Consider the following 19,958-nt stretch of genomic DNA (forward strand, 5'->3'; position numbering starts at 1 on the left):
CTTTGGATCACCGTGGGCGCCTTCCCGCCACCGCCGGTATGTTCGGGATCAGCTCATACGATCAGGAGTTGCCGCTTTGTCCCACACCGCAGCAGACACCGAACCTGCGCAGCCTCCCCCGGCCGACGACCACGCCTTCTTCGGCCAGCCCCGGGGTCTGATGACCCTGTCCGGGCTGGAGGTCTGGGAGCGGTTCTCGTTCCTCGGCATGCAGGCGATCCTGGTCCTCTACTTCGCGGACACGGTCGCCAACGGCGGCATGGGCATGGAGGCCGGAACGGCCGCCTCCGTCTCCGCCGCGTACGGCACGCTCGTCTATCTGGTCTCGGTGGCGGGCGGCTGGCTGGCCGACCGCATCCTGGGCTCGTACCGGGCGGTGCTGTACGGCGGCATCCTGATCGCCTGCGGGCACTACGCCATGGCGGTGCCCACCGACGCGATGACCTGGGTCGGCCTCGGCCTGATCAGCGCCGGTACGGGGCTGCTGAAGCCCAATGTGGCGACGATGGTCGGCAAGCTCTACCGCACCGACGACGAGCGCCGGGACGCGGGCTTCGCCCTCTATTACATGGGCATCAACATCGGCGCGTTCCTCGGCCCGCTGATCACCGGCTGGCTCGGTGACCACGCCAGCTGGCACTGGGGCTTCTCGGCGGCCGCCTTCGGCATGACGCTCGGTCTCATCCAGTACGTGGCGGGCCGCCGTCACCTGGCCGGGCGAAAGCACGCCGCCGAATACGCGCTGGCCCCCGGGCCCATGCGCCGGGCGGTCCTGCTCATCGTCGCCGGGGCGGTCGTGGTCGCGGTGGTCGCGACCGCGCTGGCCCTGGCGGGGTGGCTGACCATGGACCGGTTCGTGGACCTGCTCACCCTGATCTCGGTGATCGCGCCCGTCGTCTACTTCGTGGTGATGTTCCGCAGCCCCCGGGTCACCGCCGAGGAGCGCGGCAGGCTGCGCCCGTACGTGGTGCTGTTCCTGGCGTCCGTGGTGTTCAACTTCATCCTCTTCCAGGCGTACTCGACGATGATGCTGCTCGCGTCGACCAACGCCCGCACGGAGATCTTCGGCTTCCACTTCCCGGCGAGCTGGTACGCCTCCGCGCTCGGCGCCTTCGAGGTGCTGCTCGCCCCGGTGGTCGCGGCCGTCTGGGCGAAGATGGGGCCGCGCCAGCCGCACGCGTCCAACAAGATCGCGATCGGGGTGATCCTCGGCGGTCTCTCGTTCCTGCTGATGGTCCTGCCCACCTCCGGGCACACCGGCGACACGTACAAGATGGCCGCCTGGTGGATCGTCGGCTCCTATCTGCTGCTCGGGCTCGGCGACATCCTGCTGGAGACCTCCGGCATGTCGGCGACGACCAAGCTCGCGCCGAAGGCGTTCGCCAGCCAGACCATGGCCCTCTGGTTCCTCTCGCTGGCCCTCGCCAACGGCATCCAGGCCCAGATCGTGAAGCTGTACGGCGAGGTGTCCAACCCCGCCTACTTCGGTGTCAACGGCGCCGTGGCGGTGGTGGCCGGTGTGGCCGTCATCGCCGCCGCCCCCTGGCTCAGGCGCACGATGCACCCCGTCCACTGAGGTACGCCCATGCACATCCAGACCGCGTTCCCGTACGAGACGACCCGCGAGGACCTCTACATCCCGTTGGCGGACGGCACCCAGCTGTACGCCCGGATCTGGCGGCCGGTCACGGACGAACCCGTGCCCGCGCTGCTGGAATACCTGCCGTACCGGCTGAGCGACTGGACCGCCCCGCGCGACTGGCAGCGCCATCCCTGGTACGCCGGACACGGCTACGCCTCCGTCCGGGTGGACGTGCGCGGGCACGGCAACAGCGAGGGCATGCCGGGCGACGAGTACGACGCGACGGAGCTGGCCGACGGGGTCGCCGTCGTCCACTGGCTGGCCCAGCAGGAGTGGTGCTCCGGCCGGGTCGGCATGTTCGGCATCTCCTGGGGCGGCTTCAACTCGCTCCAGATCGCCGCGCTGGCCCCGGAGCCGCTGAAGGCGATCGTCACGGTCTGCTCGGCGGACGACCGCTACGACAACGACGTCCACTACATGGGCGGCTCGGTCCTCGGCGTGGACATGCACGCCTGGGCGGCGACCATGCTGGCCTTCGTCTGCCGCCCGCCCGACCCGGCGGACGTCGGCGACGACTGGCGGCAGATGTGGCTGGACCGGCTCGAAGCGGTGGACCCCTTCATCCACACCTGGCTCTCCCACCAGACCCGCGACGCCTACTGGAAGCACGGCAGCGTCTGCGAGGACTACTCCGCGATCAAGGCGAACGTCCTCGCGGTCGGCGGCTGGCACGACCCGTACCGGGACACCGTGCTCCGGCTGGTCGAGCACCTGGACCCGGCGAAGGTGCGCGGGATCATCGGCCCCTGGTCGCACCAGTACCCCGACCGGGGGCTGCCGCCCGGACCGGGCATCGGCTTCCTCCAGGAGACCCTGCGCTGGTGGGACCAGCACCTGAAGGACGAGGACACCGGGGTGATGGAGGAGCCGCTGCTGCGCTCCTGGATCAGCGAGTCGCACCGGCCCGCCACGGTGTACGAGACGCTGCCCGGCCGCTGGGTCGGGGAGACCAGCTGGCCCTCGGAGAACGTCACCCCGGTCGCGTACGCCCTCCAGGGCGGGCCGCAGATCGTCCACTCGCCCCAGCAGACCGGGCTGGACGCCGGACGCTTCTTCCCCTTCGGCAACGACGCCGACCTGCCGCCCGACCAGCGCGACGAGGACGCCAAGTCGCTCTGCTTCGAATTCCCGGTCACCGACGCGCCGATCGAGATCCTGGGCAGACCCCGGGTGAGCCTGCGCATCACGATGGACGTGCCGCGCGGCCAGGCCGTCGCCCGGCTCTGCGACGTCGCCCCCGACGGCTCCTCCACCCTCGTCACGCGCGGCGCGCTCAACCTCGCCGCCCGGGGCGGCCGGGACCGCACCGAGGACTGGACGCCCGGCGCCACCGAGGACGTCACCTTCGAGCTGAACGGCATCGGGCACACCTTCCCGCCCGGTCACCGCATCCGGCTGGCCGTCTCGTCCTCGTACTGGCCCTGGATCTGGCCGCAGGCGGGATCGGCGGGCTTCACCCTGGAGGCGGACGGCAGCCTCCTCGAACTCCCGGTGCGGCGGCACACCGAGGACCCGGCGATCCGCTTCGAGGAGCCCGAGCAGTCCGAGCCGCTGGGCGTGGTGTACCCGGAGACGCTGGACGCGCCGCGCCCCGAACGGCTCGTCGTCCGCGATGTGGCCAAGGGCGAGTGGCGGCTCGAGGTGGACCCGCGCTACGGCGGCACGCGGGTCTACCCGGACGGGCTGGAATTCACCGAGGACGCGGTGGAGAAGTACACCATCCAGGAGGGCGACCCGCTCTCCGCGCGGACCCGGTCCGACTGGACGATCCGGCTGCACCGTCCGGAGATGGCGTGGGACGTGCAGATCGACACCCGCTCCGAGATCACCGCCGACGCGGACGACTTCCACACCGTCAACGAGGTCGTCTGCACCGAGGGCGGCGAGGTCGTCTTCCACCGGACCTGGGAGAAGAGCATCCCGCGCACGTCCGGGTGACGTCGCATGTGAAGCGTACTTTCCGGGGCATTGGGGGAGAGTTGGGGCACTGCCCTCCGGCAGTGTCCCGACGTAACGTTGACCCCAAGCGACCCCGGAAAGCGAGGCAGCGAACGATGCCCGAGCTGAGCAGTCCGCTCGACGTGCCCGAGGGCGACCCCTTCGGCCCGCACAACCTGCCGCACGGCGTGTTCTCCGCCCCGACCGCCCGGGCGAGCGGCGCGTCGGCGTCCGCATCGGCGACCACGTCCTGGACGCCGGGGCCGCCGCCCTCGCGCTCGGCTCGCCGTACGCCCGGCTGCTGGCCCAGCCCGACCTGACGGCTCTGCTCGCGGCCGGGCGCACCGCCTGGCGCGATGTGCGCCGGGCACTGACCGCGTGGGTCACGGTCCCCGCCCACCGCACGGACATGGAGCCCCTGCTGCACCCGCTGGACGCGGTCACGCTGCACCTGCCCTACCAGGTCGCGGACTACGTCGACTTCTACGCGAGCGAGCACCACGCCACCAACGTGGGCCGGATCTTCCGGCCCGACGCGGACGCGCCGCTCACCCCCAACTGGAAGCACCTGCCGATCGGTTACCACGGCCGCGCCGGGACCGTCGTGGTCTCCGGCACCGACGTGGTCCGCCCCGCGGGCCAGCGCAAGGGCCCGGCCGACCCGGCGCCCGTCTTCGGCCCGTCCGTGAAGCTCGACATCGAGGCGGAGGTCGGCTTCGTCGTCGGCACCCCGTCCGAGCAGGGGAAGCCCGTCGCCCTCGCGGACTTCCGCGAGCACGTCTTCGGGCTCTCGCTGCTCAACGACTGGTCGGCGCGCGACATCCAGGCGTGGGAGTACGTCCCGCTCGGCCCGTTCCTCGGCAAGTCCTTCGCGACCTCCGTCTCCGCCTGGGTCACCCCGCTGGAGGCGCTGGACGCCGCCCGCACCGCGCCGCCCACCCGCGACCTCCCCCTCCTCCCCTACCTGGACGACGCGGACGAGGACGAGCCCGGCGGCTACGACCTGCGGATCTCCGTCGCGATCAACGGGCACGTCGTCGCGGAGCCGCCGTTCTCCACGATGTACTGGACGGCCGCCCAGCAGCTCGCCCAGATGACGGTCAACGGCGCCTCGCTGCGCACCGGAGACCTCTACGCCTCCGGCACCGTCAGCGGCGCGGAGCCGTCCCAGCGCGGCTGCCTCCTGGAGCTGACCTGGAACGGCCGCGATCCGCTGGAACTCCCCGAGGGCAAGCGCACGTTCCTGGAGGACGGGGACACGGTGACGATCACCGCCTGGGCACCGGGGCCGGACGGCACGCGGGTGGGCCTGGGCGAGGTCTCGGGGCGGGTCGTGCCGACGGCCTGACCCGGGCGGGGACGGCCGGGCGCGGTCCGCATGGCGGACCCGCAGGTGGCGGATCTTCCCCCGGCCGGCCGCGTCACCGCAGGTCACGGGCGTCCCGCCGGGGCCCGTTGATGGCGCAACACTGCGGCAACACCAACTCCCGTACCCCGTCGGTATGGTCCACCGCATGCCAGCCGAACGCACCCGCGAGCACACCGTGCCCGTCGCCGCCGCCCGCCGGCGCCGGCTGCGTGCGGACGGCGCCCGGCTCCTCGCCGACCTGCTGCGCCACCAGGTGCGCACGGGCGCGTTCCCCGGCGGTGTCCTGCCGTACGAGGACACCATCGGGCGCGACTACCGCGTCTCGCGGAACACCGTGCGCCAGGCCCTCGACCTGCTGCGCGGCGAGGGCGTGGTCGAGCGGCAGCCGGGCGTCGGCACGGTCGTCGTCGCCGAGAAGTACCCGCACGCGCTCGACCGGCTCCAGGGTCTGGCGGAGACCCTGCGCGAGCACGGCCGGGTCACCAACGAGGTCCGTACCGTCGGGCCCGTCCCCGCCCCGGCCCCGGTCGCCCGGCGGCTCGGGCTCGCCGAGCACACCGACGTGCTCTACATCGAGCGCCGCCGCCTGCTGAACGGGCTGCCGCTCTCCCTCGACCTCACCTACGTCCCGATGGACGTCGGCGCCGGGCTGCTCGGCGCCGACCTGGAGAACACCGACGTGTTCCGGCTGCTGGAGTCCCTGACCGGGCAGCGGCTGGGCGACGCCGACATCACCCTGGAGGCCGTCAACGCCGACGCGCACTCCGCCGCCGTCCTGGAGGTCCCGCGCGGGTCCGCCGTCCTGATGCTGGAGCGGCTGACCCGGCTCGCCGACGGCCGGCCCGTGGACCTGGAGTTCATCCGCTTCCGCGGCGACCGCATCAGCATGAACGGCGTGCTGCACCGGGCCTGTTGAGCCCTCTGCCGGTCCCCTTCGACACCCTCCCCTGGAGCCCCGCCATGCCTCTGGCGCCCCAGCGGGCCGACGTGCCCGTGACCATCGACGAGTCCAAGTGCATCGACGGATGCACCCTGTGCGTCGACATGTGCCCGCTCGACTCCCTGGCCATCCACCAGGACAGCGGCAAGGCGTACATGCACGTGGACGAGTGCTGGTACTGCGGCCCGTGCGCCGCCCGCTGCCCCACCGGGGCGGTCACCGTCAACATGCCCTACCTCCTGCGCTGAAAGGCCCCCGACCATGCGACGCACAGCACCCGGCGCCCTGGCCGGTGCCGCGCTGCTCCTCACGCTCACCACGGGCTGCGGCGGCGGGGCGAGCGCGGACGACAGCGGCACGGTCACGGTGACCGTCGGCTACCAGTCCCGGACCATCAACACCGTCACCGCCGGAACCCTGCTGCGGTCCCTCGGCTACTTCGAGGACGAGCTGCGCAGACGCGGCGAGCGGGACGGCGTCACGTACGAGGTGAAGTGGCAGGACTACGCCACCGGCGCCCCGATCACCGCCCAGATGACCGCCGGAAAGATCGACATCGGCTCGATGGGCGACTTCCCGCTGCTGATCAACGCGGCCCGGGGCGTCCAGCTGAAGCGCCCCACCCGGCTCGTCTCGGTCACCGGCTACAACCTGTCGGGCGGACTCAACACCGTGGTCACCGGGCCCGAATCCAAGCTCCGCACGCTCACGGACCTGCGCGGCAAGAAGGTCTCCACGAGCGTCGGATCGGCCGCCGACGGCACCCTCGTACGCGCCCTGCAGCGGGCCGGGCTCGACCCCGAGAAGGACATCCGCAAGCTCAACCAGCAGCCCGCCGTGGGGGCTTCGGCGCTCCAGGCGGGCAGCGCGGACGCGTTGTCGCAGTTCGTGGCCTGGCCGGGGCTGCTCGCCTTCCAGGGCCGGGCCAAGGCGCTGTACGACGGCGCCGAACTGAACCTGCCGACCTTCCACGGCGTCACCGTCCGCGAGGACTTCGCCGAGAAGCGGTCCGCCGTGGTGGAGGACTTCCTGCGCGCCCAGGGCCGGGCGACGGACTATCTCCACGAACACCCCGTCGCCGCCTCGGAGTCCGTCGCCAAGGCCACCGGGCTCCCGGCGGAGGTCGTCCACCTCTACAACGGCGCCCAGGGCATCGCCACCTTCGACACCACGCTGAAGCCCGCGCTCATCGCCGCCCTGAAGAAGGACGTCCCGGTGCTGGCCTCGGCGAAGCTCGTCGGCGACGTGGACGTGGACGCCTTCGTGGACGACCGGTACGTCAAGCGGGTGTACGGCTCCGGCTATGCGAAGGCCCTCGCCGCGGGGCCGCCCGCCCGGCGCGGCGGAGAGGTGTGGCCGAAGGGCAAGGACGCCACCACGGCCTTCGCCACCTCCGCCGAAGTGCTGCGGTACGTGGCCGCGCACCGGGACGCGGTCCGGGCGGCGTACGTCCCCGACACGAAGACCGGCACGCTGTGGTTCGCGGACCGCGCGGTGTGGGTCGCGGACGGCCGGGAACTGCGGCCCTACGTCACCGAGTCGGCGGCCCACGCCGATGTCGCGGCACACCCCGGCGCCCGGACCGTCTCCTACGCCGACGCGCTGGAACGCGCCGGGTCCGCGTCATGACCGGGCGCTGGTCCCCCGTGCGACGGGTGCTCTCACTGGTCGCGGCGGTCGGGCTGTGGCAGGCGCTGACCACGTACGACGTCAATCTGTGGCTGCGCTTCGAGCAGTTCCCGACGGTGACCGAGGTCGGCCGCGCGTTCGCGGACCGGGTCTCCGGCGACGCGTACTGGCAGGACCTGACCGACAGCCTGACCCGGATCGTTACCGGCTTCGCGCTGGCCGCCGTCCTCGGGGTCACCGTCGGCACGGCCGTCGCCCGCTCCCGCGTCGCCGCCGATCTGCTGGGCCCGGTCCTCGAAGTGCTGCGGCCCGTCCCGGCCATCGCGCTGGTCCCGGTCGCGATCCTGCTCTTCCCGAGCAACGAGCAGGGCATCGTCTTCATCACGTGCACGGCCGCGTTCTTCCCGGTCATGGTCTCCACCCGGCACGCGGTGCGGGCGCTGACCCCGGTGTGGGAGGAGGCCGTCCTGACCATGGGCGGCGGACGGCGGCGCGTGCTGTGGTCCGTGGTGCTGCCCGGCGCGCTCCCCGGCATCCTCGGCGGCCTGTCCGTCGGGATCGGGGTGTCGTGGATCTGCGTGATCTCCGCCGAGATGATCTCCGGCGAGTACGGGGTGGGCTACCGGACCTGGCAGGACTACACGGTCGTGGACTACCCCGGGGTCTTCGTCGGCATGGCCACCATCGGCCTGCTCGGCTGGCTCACCTCCACCGCGGTGGAGCTCCTGGGCCGCAGGCTGACCCGCTGGCTGCCGCGCGCGGAGGGCCGCCCGGCCGCCCCCGCGCGCCGCCGCCCGGCAGCGGCGGCGACCGTCGCCCCCTCGGTCCGCACGGCACGGGAACGGGTGCGCTCATGACGGTTGACACGACTTACGGGTTGCGGCTCGCGTTGCGCGGCGCCACGCTCGGCCGGGCCGGGGCGCCCGTCCTCGACGGCATCGACCTCGATGTCGTACCCGGCGAGATCCTGGCCGTCGTCGGCCCGTCCGGCTGCGGCAAGTCCACGCTGCTGCGGACCCTGGCCGGGCTGCTCCCCCCGCTCGACGGCGAGGTAACGGAGGACGGCGCGCCCGTCACCGGACCCCGCGCCGAACGGGCCCTCGTCTTCCAGGACGACGCGCTGCTGCCCTGGCGCACGGTCCGGGCCAACGTCGAACTGCCCCTGGCCATACGGGGTGTGGGGCGCGCCGAACGGCGGGCCCGGGCCGTGGAGTGGCTGGCCCGGGTCGGGCTCGCCGAGCACGCGGGAAAGCTGCCGCACCGGATCTCCGGCGGGCAGCGCCAGCGCGTGCAGCTGGCCCGGGCGCTCGCGGCGGGGCCCCGGGCGGTCCTGATGGACGAGCCCTTCGGGGCGCTGGACGCCCAGACCAGGGCCGGTATGCAGCAGCTCCTGGTCGACGTGCTCCGGGGCAGCGGCGCCACGGTGGTGTTCGTGACGCACGACGTGGACGAGGCGCTGTTCCTCGGCGACCGGGTGGCGCTGCTGCCGGGCGGCCGGGTGCTGCCGGTGCCGCGCCCGCGCGAACGGGCCGCGCACACCGACCCGGTGACGGTCGCGCTGCGCCGCGAGGTCCTGGAATCCCTCACCCCCCTCTCCTGAAAGGCACCCCCGTGCAGATCCCCGCCCTCGCGGACGCCGAGGAACTCTCCTGCGACGTGCTGGTGGTCGGCGGCGGTACGGCCGGCACGATGGCGGCCCTCACCGCCGCCGAGCACGGCGCCTCCGTCCTCCTCCTGGAGAAGGCGCACGTCCGCCACTCCGGCGCGCTCGCCATGGGCATGGACGGCGTGAACAACGCGGTGATCCCGGGCCGCGCCGAACCCGACGACTACGTCGCGGAGATCACCCGCGCCAACGACGGCATCGTGGACCAGTCGACCGTCCGCCAGACCGCGGTACGCGGCTTCGGCATGGTCCGGCGCCTGGAGTCGTACGGGGTGAAGTTCGAGAAGGACGAACACGGCGAGTACGCGGTCCGGCAGGTCCACCGCTCCGGCTCGTACGTCCTGCCGATGCCCGAGGGCAAGGACGTCAAGAAGGTCCTCTACCGGCAGCTGCGGCGGCGCGAGATGCGGGAGCGCATCCGCATCGAGAACCGGGTCATGCCGGTGCGGGTGCTCACCGGCGACGACGGCCGGGCGATCGGCGCGGCCGGCTTCAACACCCGCACCGGGCAGTTCGTCACGGTCCGCGCCGGCGCCGTCATCCTCGCGACGGGCGCCTGCGGCCGCCTCGGACTGCCGGCCTCCGGCTATCTCTACGGCACGTACGAGAACCCGACCAACGCGGGTGACGGCTATGCCATGGCGTACCACGCGGGCGCCGAGCTGACCGGCATCGAGTGCTTCCAGATCAATCCGCTGATCAAGGACTACAACGGCCCGGCCTGCGCGTACGTCGCCAATCCGTTCGGCGGCTACCAGGTCAACCGGCACGGCGAGCGGTTCGTGGACTCCGACTACTGGTCGGGGCAGATGATGGCGGAGTTCGCGGCGGAGGTCGCCTCCGACCGGGGTCCGGTCTACCTCAAGCTCAGCCATCTGCCGGAGGAGTCCGTCAGCGCCCTGGAAACGATCCTGCACTCCACGGAACGCCCGACGCGCGGCACGTTCCACGCGGGGCGCGGTCACGACTACCGCACCCATGACATCGAGATGCACATCTCCGAGATCGGCCTGTGTGGCGGCCACTCGGCGTCCGGCGTCCGCGTCGACGACCACGCCCGCACCACGGTGGACCGGCTCTACGCGGCCGGTGACCTGGCGTGCGTCCCGCACAACTACATGATCGGCGCCTTCGTCTTCGGTGACCTGGCGGGCGAGGACGCGGCCCGTTTCACGGCGTACGAGGGCGAGTTGCCCGCCGACCAGCTGCGGGCGGCGCACGAGTTGATCTACCGGCCGCTGCGGAATCCGGACGGGCCGCCGCAGCCCCAGGTCGAGTACAAGCTGCGCCGCTTCGTGAACGACTACGTGGCTCCGCCGAAGTCCGGGGCCCGGCTGTCGATCGCCCTGGAGTCCTTCGAGCGGATGCGGACGGACCTCGCGGAGATGGGCGCGAAGACCCCGCACGAGCTGATGCGGTGCGCGGAGGTGTCGTTCATCCGCGACTGCGCTGAGATGGCCGCGCGCTCCTCGCTCGCCCGCACGGAGTCCCGCTGGGGGCTCTACCACGAGCGGACGGACCATCCGGAGCGGGACGACGCGGACTGGTTCCACCACCTGGACCTGTACAAGTCGGCTTCCGGGACGATGGAGTTCACGGCGCGCCCGGTGGCTCCGTACCTGGTCCCGGTGGAGGGCTTCGCCCCGGCCGGGGGCCCGGTCCGGCGGATCGGCGCGGTCGAGCCCGTGGGGGTGGGGACGGCGGGGGCGCGGGAGGCGGCACCGGTGTCGGTGTCGGCGCGGGTCCCCGTGGCAGCGGCCGCCGAACCGGCCGTCTCCACCTCGCCGCGCATCCTGGAGCTCCTGGCCCTGAGCGAGGGCGAACCGGAGCTGGCGTCGCTCACCCCGTATCTGGACGACCCGGACCCCGCCGTCCGCCGGGCCGCCGTCGCCGCGCTCACCGAGTCCACCCCGCCGGGCGCGGGCCCCGCGCTGGCCACGGCCCTGGGCGACCCGTCCGCCGCCGTGCGCGCGGCCGTCGCGGCGTCCCTGCGCGAACTGGTCGAGGTCCTGCCGCCGTCCCCGGAGCTCCGCACCCCGCTGGTGGCCGCGCTCTCCTCGGCCGACGCGGTGGTCCGCGCCGCCGCGCTGGACACCCTGCGGGCGCTGCGACTGGGCGACGCGGAGCTGTACGCGGGCACGTTGGGCGACCCGGACCCCGGCGTCCGGGTGGAGACGGTGCGCGCGCTGGTCTCGGTGGACGCGGTGGAGGGCCTTTCCCGCGCGGCGGGCGACCCGGCCCGTGAGGTCCGCGTCGCCGTGGCGAAGGGCCTGGCCGCCGTCCGCTCCCCCGCCCCGGCCCCGCTCGCCCCGCTCCTGGACGACCCGGACGCACTGGTCCGCGCGGCGGCCCTGAGCGCGCTGGCGGAGACGGGCTGCCCGCCTGCGTACGCCGACCGCGCGGTGACCGCCCTGACGGACCCGGCCTGGCAGGTCCGCGCGGGGGCGGCGAGGGGGCTGACCTCGGCGGACCCGGCCCGTGCGGTGGGCCCGCTGGCCGGTGCGCTGGCGGACCCGAACGCGGACGTCCGCAAGGCGGCGGTGCTGGCGCTGCTGCGTCACGGGGGCGCCCCTGGGGCGCGGGAGGCACTGGCGGGGGCGGTGGCGGACCCGGACGCGGATGTGCGGGCTTACGCGGGGCGGGGGGTGGCGGTCAAGGGCGCGTGAGTCGTTCACACGTCCAGGGGAACCGCTTCCGGTTCCCGGCGGATACGCTGAAAGCTCCCGCGAGACTCCGTCCATGGGAGCACTGATGAGCATCGAACCCGAGGCCCCCGAGCCGCGGTGGGCGGTCCCGCCCGAGGGCGGCTGGACCGCCGATGACCTGGACACACTCCCGAATCTGCCTCCGCATACGGAGCTGATCGACGGCAGCCTTGTTTTCGTGAGTCCGCAGAGCCTGTTCCATTCTCGGGCGGTTGACTTCTTCAACTGGCAGTTGCAGTCGCTGGCGCCGCCCGACCTGGAGGTCGTGCGTGAGTTCACGATCGACATCGACCGCTACAACCGGCCCGAGCCCGACGTGATCGTGGTGGACGGCGAGATCGTCCAAGACCCGAGTCAGACCCGTTTCCCCGCCGAATCCGTCCAGCTGGCCATCGAGGTCGTGTCGCCGGAGTCGAGGTCGCGGGACCGGGAGACCAAGCCGGTGAAGTACGCCCGGGTGAAGATCCCGCACTTCTGGCGCGTGGAGAACCACGACGGCCGTGCCGTGGTCTATGTCTTCGAGCTGGAGCCCGCCACCGGCGCCTATACCTCCACCGGCATCTTCCACGACCGGATGAAGGTGTCCGTGCCCTTCCCGGTCGATCTGGACCTCACCGCGATCAGCCCGCGCCGCCGGACGGCGGACCCGCAGTAGGTCCGCCGCGCCGGGTCGCTCTCACTCGTACTCCGGGGGCTCCTCGTCCCAGCCGAACTCGGCGTCGTCGTGGGCGGACGACCGAGCGGAGGGGGCCGGGCCGGGGGCGGGCTTGGCGGCTGTGGCCGGGGCCGGGGCGGCCGGGGGTTCGCTGGGTGCCGGGGCGTCGGGCGTTTCGAGGCCCGCCAGGACCTCCAGCACCCCCTCCCCGTACGTCGCCAGCTTTTTCTCGCCGAGGCCGCTGATGCCGCCCAGCTCCCCCAGCGTCGCCGGGCGGATCGTGGCGATCTCACGGAGGGTGGCGTCGTGGAAGATCACGTAGGCCGGGAGGCCCAGTTCCTTGGCCTGGGCGGCCCGCCAGGCGCGCAGGGCCTCGAAGACGGGGACGGCCGTCTCGGGGAGGTCGGCGGCGGCCGCCGCCTTCGACTTGCGCTCGCCCCGGGCGGACGACGACGACCGGGAGGCCGTCGGCTTCTTCGGCTCCTTGCGGAGCTGAACCTCCCGCTCACGGCCCAGGACCGCGCCGCTCGTCTCCGTGAGGACCAGCGTGCCGTACTCGCCCTCGACGGCCAGCAGGCCCTGGGCCAGGAGCTGGCGGACCACTCCGCGCCACTCCGCCTCGCTCAGCTCCTCGCCGATGCCGAAGACCGACAGCTGGTCGTGGTCGAACTGGATGACCTTGGCCGTGCGGCGGCCGAGCAGGATGTCGATGATCTGGCCCGCGCCGAACTTCTGGCCGCGCTCCCGCTTCAGCCGCACCACCGTCGACAGCAGCTTCTGGGCGGACACCGTGCCGTCCCAGGTCTCCGGCGGGGTGAGGCAGGTGTCGCAGTTGCCGCAGCTCGCGGCCGTGGGCTCCTGGCCGAAGTACGTGAGGAGCTGGGCGCGGCGGCACTGGGCCGTCTCGCACAGGGCGAGCATCGAGTCCAGGTGCGAGGCGGCCCGGCGGCGGAAGGCCTCGTCGCCCTCGCCGCCCTGGATCAGCTTGCGCTGCTGGACGACGTCCTGGAGGCCGTACGCCATCCACGCCGTGGACGGGGCGCCGTCGCGGCCGGCCCGGCCGGTCTCCTGGTAGTAGCCCTCGACGGACTTCGGGAGGTCCAGGTGGGCGACGAAGCGGACGTCCGGCTTGTCGATGCCCATGCCGAAGGCGATCGTCGCGACGACGACCAGGCCCTCCTCGCGCAGGAAGCGGGACTGGTGCGCCGCACGCGTCCCGGCGTCGAGCCCCGCGTGGTACGGGACGGCCTCGATGTCGTTACGGCAGAGGAATTCGGCTGTCTTCTCCGTGGACGCGCGGGAGAGGCAGTAGACGATGCCCGCGTCCCCGGCGTGCTCCTCCTTGAGGAAGGCGAGCAGCTGCTTCTTCGGGTCCGCCTTGCCCACGATCCGGTACTGGATGTTGGGCCGGTCGAAGCTGGCCACGAAGTGCTTGGCGTCGGGCATGCCGAGCCGCTGGGTGATCTCCCGGTGCGTGGCGTCCGTCGCCGTGGCCGTCAGGGCGATGCGCGGCACGTCCGGCCAGCGCTCGCCCAGGACGGACAGGGCCAGATAGTCGGGGCGGAAGTCGTGACCCCACTGGGCGACGCAGTGCGCCTCGTCGATCGCGAAGACGGAGACCTCGCCCCGGGCCAGCAGCGCGAGCGTGGAGTCCAGCCGCAGCCGCTCCGGAGCCAGATACAGCAGGTCCAGCTCGCCCGCGATGAACTGGGCCTCCATCGAGCGCCGCTCATCGAAGTCCTGCGTGGAGTTGATGAAGCCGGCCCGCACGCCGAGCGCCCGCAACGCGTCGACCTGGTCCTGCATGAGGGCGATCAGCGGGGAGATCACGACGCCGGTGCCCCGGCGGACCAGGGCCGGGATCTGGTAGCAGAGGGACTTGCCGCCACCGGTGGGCATGAGCACGACGGCGTCCCCGCCGGCCACCACGTGGTCGACGATCGCCTCCTGCTCGCCGCGGAACGCCTCGTAACCGAAGACGCGGTGCAGGGTGCGCCGCGCCTCGCTCTCGGCCGTGGCGGCGGCGCCGCCCGTACTCACATCCGTGGTCATGCCCGTCACGCCCGTCCCGCTCATCGCTCTGTCCCCCGATACCGGTCCCGCTGCGTCCCAGCGCTCCCCTGCCACGATAGGCGCCGCCTGTGACAACGCCGGACGGGCTTGACTTCCCGAGGGAAGGCCAAGCCCGTCCGGCGTTGTCGTACAGCCGTTTCCGGCTACCTCACGAACGTCCCCGCCTGGCCCGCGAGGTCCAGGAAGTACTGCGGGGCCACACCCAGGACCACGGTCACGGCCACGCCGATCGCGATGGTGGTCATCGTCAGCGGGGACGGGACGGCGACCGTGGGGCCGTCCGCCTTCGGCTCGCTGAAGAACATCAGCACGATGACCCGGATGTAGAAGAACGCGGCGATCGCCGAGGAGATCACACCGACCACCACCAGGCCGCCCGCGCCGCCGTCCGCCGCCGCCTTGAACACCGCGAACTTCCCGGAGAAGCCGGAGGTCAGCGGGATGCCGGCGAAGGCCAGCAGGAACACCGCGAAGACCGCGGCGACCAGCGGCGAGCGACGGCCGAGCCCGGCCCACTTCGACAGGTGCGTCGCCTCGCCGCCCGCGTCCCGCACCAGGGTGACGACGGCGAACGCGCCGACCGTCACGAAGGAGTACGTGCCGAGGTAGAAGAGGACGGACGAGATGCCGTCGGGGGTGGCCGCGATCACACCGGCCAGGATGAACCCGGCGTGCGCGATCGAGGAGTAGGCCAGCAGCCGCTTGATGTCGGTCTGCGTGATCGCGACGACCGCGCCGCCCACCATCGTGACGATCGCGACGCCCCACATGACCGGCCGCAGGTCCCAGGTGAGCCCGGGCAGCACCACGTACAGCAGGCGCAGCAGCGCGCCGAACGCGGCCACCTTCGTGGCGGCGGCCATGAAGCCGGTGACCGGGGTCGGAGCGCCCTGGTAGACGTCCGGGGTCCACATGTGGAACGGGACGGCGCCGACCTTGAAGAGCAGACCGGTCAGGATCATCGCGCCGCCGATGAGCAGCAGCGCGTCGTTGCCCATGGTGTCGGCGAGCGCCGGGTCGATCTTCTGGATCGTGCCGTCGACCACGGTCGCGATCCGCGCGTACGAAACGGAGCCCGCGTAGCCGTAGAGGAGGGCGATCCCGAACAGCAGGAACGCCGAGGAGAACGCGCCGAGCAGGAAGTACTTCACGGCCGACTCCTGCGACATCAGCCGCTTGCGGCGGGCGACGGCGCACAGGAGGTACAGCGGGAGGGAGAAGACCTCCAGGGCCACGAACAGCGTCAGCAGGTCGTTGGCCGCCGGGAAGACCAGCATGCCGGCCACCGAGAAGAGGACGAGCGGGAAGACCTCGGTGGTGGTGAAACCGGCCTTGACCGCGGCCTTCTCGCTGTCGCTGCCGGGCACGGACGCGGCCTGCGCGGCGAAGGAGTCGACCCTGTTCCCGTGGGACTCGGGGTCGAGCCGCCGCTCGGCGAACGTGAAGACCGCGACCAGGGACGTCAGCAGGATGACGCCCTGGAGGAACAGCGCCGGTCCGTCGACCGCGATGGCGCCCATCGCGGCGATGTGCGCCTTGGTCGTCCCGTAACCGCCGGCCGCGAGGCCGACCACCGCGGCGAACGCGGCGACCAGCGCGACGACGGTCAGGAAGACCTGCGTGTGGTACCGGGCCCGGCGCGGCACGAACGCCTCGACCAGGACGCCGACGACGGCGACGCCGATCACGATCAGGACCGGGGTCAGCTGGGTGTACTCGATGACCGGGGCCGTGAACTTCTCGTCCGGTGCGGCGGTTGTCACCCCGCCCGCCGTCGTCCACAGGCTGTGGACAGCTGTTGCGCTCACTTGGCGGCCTCCACCTCGGGCTGGGGGTCCTTCTTCTGTACGTCCGACATGGTGTGCCGCACCGCCGGGTTGACGATGTCCGTCAGCGGCTTCGGGTAGACACCCAGGAAGAGCAGCAGCGCGATCAGCGGGACGACGACCACGAGCTCACGGGCCTTGAGGTCCGCCATGCCCTGCACCTCGGCCTTGACCGGGCCGGTCATGGTGCGCTGGTAGAGGACCAGCACGTAGATCGCGGCGAGCACGATGCCGGTGGTCGCGATGATGCCGACCGCCGGGTACGCGGCGAACGCGCCGACCAGGACCAGGAACTCGCTGACGAACGGAGCGAGCCCCGGCAGCGACAGCGTGGCCAGGCCGCCGATCAGGAAGGTGCCGGCCAGGACCGGGGCCACCTTCTGCACCCCGCCGTAGTCGGCGATGAGGCGCGAACCGCGGCGGCTGATCAGGAAGCCCGCCACCAGCATCAGCGCGGCCGTCGAGATGCCGTGGTTGACCATGTACAGCGTCGCGCCCGACTGGCCCTGGCTGGTCATCGCGAAGATGCCCAGGATGATGAAGCCGAAGTGCGAGATGGACGCGTAGGCGATCAGCCGCTTGATGTCGCGCTGGCCGACCGCGAGCAGCGCCCCGTACACGATGCTGATCAGCGCCAGGACCAGGATCACCGGCGTCGCCCACTTGCTGGCCTCCGGGAAGAGCTGGAGGCAGAAGCGGAGCATCGCGAACGTGCCGACCTTGTCGACCACGGCGGTGATCAGCACGGCGACCGGCGCGGTCGCCTCACCCATGGCGTTGGGCAGCCAGGTGTGCAGCGGCCACAGCGGGGCCTTCACCGCGAAGGCGAAGAAGAACCCGAGGAACAGCCACCGCTCCGTGCTGGTCGCCATCGAGAACGTGCCGTTGGCCCGGGCCTCGGCGATCTCGGAGAGCGAGAACGAGCCCGCGACCACGTACAGGCCGATGACCGCGGCCAGCATGATGAGGCCGCCGACCAGGTTGTAGAGGAGGAACTTCACGGCGGCGTACGACCGCTGGGCCGCCGCGTTCTCGTCGCTGCCGGTGTGCGCCCGGTCCCCGAAGCCGCCGATGAGGAAGTACATCGGGATGAGCATGGCTTCGAACAGGATGTAGAAGAGGAAGACGTCGGTGGCCTCGAAGGAGAGGATCACCATCGCTTCGACCATCAGGATCAGGGCGAAGAAGCCCTGGGTGGGGCGCCAGCGCGAGGAGTTCGTCTCCAGGGGGTCGGCGTCGTGCCAGCCGGCCAGGATGACGAACGGGATCAGCAGGGCGGTGAGCGCCATGAGCGCCACGCCGATGCCGTCGACGCCCAGTTCGTAGCGGACGCCGAAGTCCTTGATCCAGGCGTGCGATTCGGTGAGCTGGAAGCGGTCGCCGCCGGGCTCGAAGCGGGCGAGCGCGATGCCCGCCAGGACGAGCGTGGCCAGCGAGACGACCAGCGCCAGCCATTTGGCGGCGGTGCGCCGGGCGGCCGGGACGGCGGCCGTGGCCACCGCGCCGATCGCCGGGAGCGCCGCCGTCGCTGTCAGGAGGGGAAAGGACATGTGATCAGACCGCCCTCATCAGCAGGGTCGCGGCGATGAGAACCGCCGTACCGCCGAACATCGAGACCGCGTAGGAGCGGGCGTAGCCGTTCTGCAGCTTGCGCAGCCGGCCGGAGAGCCCGCCCATGGAAGCGGCCGTGCCGTTGACGACGCCGTCGACCAGGGTGTGGTCGACGTAGACCAGGGAGCGGGTCAGGTGCTCGCCGCCGCGGACCAGGACCACGTGGTTGAAGTCGTCCTGGAGGAGATCGCGGCGCGCGGCCCGGGTGAGCAGCGAGCCGCGCGGGGCGGCCACCGGCACCGGCTTGCGGCCGTACATCGCCCAGGCGATGGCGACCCCGATGACGAGCGCCACCATGGTGGCCGCGGTGACGGTGGACGCGCCGATCGGGGCGTCCCCGTGGTCGTGGCCGGTGACGGGCTCCAGCCAGTGCAGGAAGCGGTCGCCGATCGAGAAGAAGCCACCGGCGAAGACCGAGCCGAAGGCCAGCACGATCATCGGGATCGTCATGGACTTCGGGGACTCGTGCGGGTGGGGCTCCGCGTGCTCGCCGCGCGTCTCGGCGGCGGGCTCGACGTCCGGCGCGTCCGGGGACGGCGTCGCCGTGCGGCGCCAGCGCTCCTCGCCGAAGAACGTCATCAGCATCACGCGCGTCATGTAGAACGCGGTGATCGCGGCGCCGAGCAGGGCCACGGAGCCGAGGATCCAGCCCTCGGTGCCGCCCTTGGCGAACGCCGCCTCGATGATCTTGTCCTTGGAGAAGAAGCCGGAGAGGCCGGGGAAGCCGATGATCGCGAGGTAGCCGAGGCCGAAGGTGACGAAGGTGACCGGCATGTACTTCCGCAGGCCGCCGAACTTCCGCATGTCCACCTCGTCGTTCATGCCGTGCATGACCGAACCGGCGCCGAGGAAGAGCCCGGCCTTGAAGAAGCCGTGCGTCACCAGGTGCATGATCGCGAAGACGTAGCCGATGGGGCCGAGCCCGGCGGCCAGGATCATGTAGCCGATCTGCGACATCGTGGAGCCGGCGAGGGCCTTCTTGATGTCGTCCTTCGCGCAACCGACGATCGCACCGAACAGCAGCGTGACCGCGCCGACCACCACGACGACCATCTGGGCGTCCGGGGCGGCGTTGAAGATCGCACCGGAGCGGACGATCAGGTAGACGCCGGCGGTGACCATGGTCGCGGCGTGGATGAGGGCGGAGACCGGGGTCGGGCCCTCCATCGCGTCACCGAGCCAGGACTGAAGCGGCACCTGGGCGGACTTGCCGCAGGCGGCCAGCAGCAGCATCAGGCCGATCGCCGTCAGCTTGCCCTCGCTCGTCTCACCGGTCGCCTCCAGGACGGGTCCGTACGCGAACGTGCCGAAGGTGGTGAACATCAGCATGATCGCGATCGACAGGCCCATGTCGCCGACGCGGTTGACCAGGAACGCCTTCTTCGCGGCGGTCGCCGCGCTGGGCTTGTGCTGCCAGAAGCCGATGAGCAGGTACGAGGCGAGGCCGACGCCCTCCCAGCCGACGTACAGCAGCAGGTAGTTGTCGGCGATGACCAGGATCAGCATCGCCGCCAGGAACAGGTTCAGATAGCCGAAGAAGCGGCGCCGGCGCTCGTCGTGCTCCATGTAGCCGATCGAGTAGATGTGGATCAGTGTGCCCACACCGGTGATCAGCAGGACGAAGGTCATCGACAGCTGGTCGAGCTGGAAGGCCACGTCGGCCTGGAAGCCCTCGACCGGAATCCAGCTGAACAGCTTCTGGTGCAGCGCCCGGTCCTCGGCGCCCTTCCCCAGCATGTCGGTGAAGAGCACCACGGCCACGACGAACGAGGCTGCGGCGAGCAGGGTGCCGAGCCAGTGCCCGGCGCGGTCGAGGCGGCGGCCGCCGCACAGCAGCACCGCCGCTCCGAGCAGGGGCGCCGCGACGAGCAGCGCAATCAGGTTCTCCACAGTGCAAACGCCCC

General features: G+C 71.9%; 13 protein-coding genes and 1 pseudogene. 10 read left to right on the forward strand and 4 right to left on the reverse strand.

The features are described from left to right. Positions 1-76: 76 nt before the first annotated feature. From AB0L33_RS07895 to AB0L33_RS07940, 10 genes and pseudogenes are all read left to right on the forward strand, one after another. Positions 77-1,576 (forward strand): peptide MFS transporter, encoded by a 1,500-nt coding sequence (locus AB0L33_RS07895; RefSeq protein ID WP_365678745.1) that lies wholly within the window; start codon positions 77-79, stop codon positions 1,574-1,576. 9 nt (positions 1,577-1,585) lie between these two features. After that, positions 1,586-3,580, forward strand: coding sequence for a CocE/NonD family hydrolase (locus AB0L33_RS07900; protein ID WP_365678747.1), 1,995 nt, complete (start codon positions 1,586-1,588; stop codon positions 3,578-3,580). 116 nt (positions 3,581-3,696) lie between these two features. Continuing rightward, positions 3,697-4,928: pseudogene (fahA, locus tag AB0L33_RS07905) on the forward strand (fumarylacetoacetase). Between the two features lie 166 nt (positions 4,929-5,094). Next, the gene (locus AB0L33_RS07910; protein WP_365678749.1) at positions 5,095-5,865 is read left to right on the forward strand and encodes a GntR family transcriptional regulator; all 771 of its coding nucleotides are present in this window, start codon (positions 5,095-5,097) and stop codon (positions 5,863-5,865) included. 44 nt (positions 5,866-5,909) lie between these two features. Continuing rightward, positions 5,910-6,137, forward strand: a complete 228-nt coding sequence (locus AB0L33_RS07915; RefSeq protein WP_018101329.1) for a ferredoxin family protein — start codon at positions 5,910-5,912, stop codon at positions 6,135-6,137. A 13-nt stretch (positions 6,138-6,150) separates the two neighbouring features. Further along, positions 6,151-7,518, forward strand: coding sequence for an ABC transporter substrate-binding protein (locus AB0L33_RS07920; protein WP_365678751.1), 1,368 nt, complete (start codon positions 6,151-6,153; stop codon positions 7,516-7,518). Beyond that, on the forward strand, positions 7,515-8,375 hold the full coding sequence (locus AB0L33_RS07925) for an ABC transporter permease (RefSeq protein ID WP_365678753.1): 861 nt from the start codon (positions 7,515-7,517) through the stop codon (positions 8,373-8,375). Before AB0L33_RS07920 ends, AB0L33_RS07925 begins: the two co-directional genes overlap by 4 nt. Then, on the forward strand, positions 8,372-9,118 hold the full coding sequence (locus AB0L33_RS07930) for an ABC transporter ATP-binding protein (protein WP_365678754.1): 747 nt from the start codon (positions 8,372-8,374) through the stop codon (positions 9,116-9,118). Before AB0L33_RS07925 ends, AB0L33_RS07930 begins: the two co-directional genes overlap by 4 nt. An 11-nt stretch (positions 9,119-9,129) precedes the next feature. After that, the gene (locus AB0L33_RS07935; protein WP_365678756.1) at positions 9,130-11,850 is read left to right on the forward strand and encodes a fumarate reductase/succinate dehydrogenase flavoprotein subunit; all 2,721 of its coding nucleotides are present in this window, start codon (positions 9,130-9,132) and stop codon (positions 11,848-11,850) included. Positions 11,851-11,935: 85 nt separating this feature from the next. Continuing rightward, positions 11,936-12,544, forward strand: a complete 609-nt coding sequence (locus tag AB0L33_RS07940; RefSeq protein WP_365678758.1) for a Uma2 family endonuclease — start codon at positions 11,936-11,938, stop codon at positions 12,542-12,544. A gap of 21 nt (positions 12,545-12,565) precedes the next feature. On the opposite strand, the gene recQ is transcribed toward AB0L33_RS07940, so the two are convergent. From recQ to nuoL, 4 genes are all read right to left on the reverse strand, one after another. Further along, positions 12,566-14,596, reverse strand: coding sequence for a DNA helicase RecQ (gene recQ, locus AB0L33_RS07945; RefSeq protein WP_365679416.1), 2,031 nt, complete (start codon positions 14,594-14,596; stop codon positions 12,566-12,568). A 164-nt stretch (positions 14,597-14,760) separates the two neighbouring features. Then, on the reverse strand, positions 14,761-16,425 hold the full coding sequence (nuoN, locus tag AB0L33_RS07950) for an NADH-quinone oxidoreductase subunit NuoN (RefSeq protein WP_365678760.1): 1,665 nt from the start codon (positions 16,423-16,425) through the stop codon (positions 14,761-14,763). Continuing rightward, entirely contained in the window at positions 16,422-17,993 is a 1,572-nt protein-coding gene (locus tag AB0L33_RS07955; protein ID WP_365678762.1) for an NADH-quinone oxidoreductase subunit M, read from the reverse strand. Before AB0L33_RS07955 ends, nuoN begins: the two co-directional genes overlap by 4 nt. Positions 17,994-17,997: 4 nt before the next feature. Next, positions 17,998-19,944: an NADH-quinone oxidoreductase subunit L gene (nuoL, locus tag AB0L33_RS07960; protein ID WP_365678764.1), complete on the reverse strand. Its 1,947-nt coding sequence runs from the start codon at positions 19,942-19,944 to the stop codon at positions 17,998-18,000. Positions 19,945-19,958 lie beyond the last annotated feature (14 nt).

This window comes from Streptomyces sp. NPDC052299, assembly GCF_040679335.1.
In the GTDB taxonomy this organism is placed as follows: domain Bacteria; phylum Actinomycetota; class Actinomycetes; order Streptomycetales; family Streptomycetaceae; genus Streptomyces.

Coding starts and splice junctions, on each gene's coding strand:
- AB0L33_RS07900 (WP_365678747.1), top strand. CDS start 1,586: ATGCACATCCAGACCGCGTTCCCGTACGAGACGACCCGCGAGGACCTC.
- AB0L33_RS07910 (WP_365678749.1), top strand. CDS start 5,095: ATGCCAGCCGAACGCACCCGCGAGCACACCGTGCCCGTCGCCGCCGCC.
- AB0L33_RS07915 (WP_018101329.1), top strand. CDS start 5,910: ATGCCTCTGGCGCCCCAGCGGGCCGACGTGCCCGTGACCATCGACGAG.
- AB0L33_RS07920 (WP_365678751.1), top strand. CDS start 6,151: ATGCGACGCACAGCACCCGGCGCCCTGGCCGGTGCCGCGCTGCTCCTC.
- AB0L33_RS07925 (WP_365678753.1), top strand. CDS start 7,515: ATGACCGGGCGCTGGTCCCCCGTGCGACGGGTGCTCTCACTGGTCGCG.
- AB0L33_RS07930 (WP_365678754.1), top strand. CDS start 8,372: ATGACGGTTGACACGACTTACGGGTTGCGGCTCGCGTTGCGCGGCGCC.
- AB0L33_RS07940 (WP_365678758.1), top strand. CDS start 11,936: ATGAGCATCGAACCCGAGGCCCCCGAGCCGCGGTGGGCGGTCCCGCCC.
- recQ (WP_365679416.1), bottom strand. CDS start 14,596: ATGACCACGGATGTGAGTACGGGCGGCGCCGCCGCCACGGCCGAGAGC.
- AB0L33_RS07955 (WP_365678762.1), bottom strand. CDS start 17,993: ATGTCCTTTCCCCTCCTGACAGCGACGGCGGCGCTCCCGGCGATCGGC.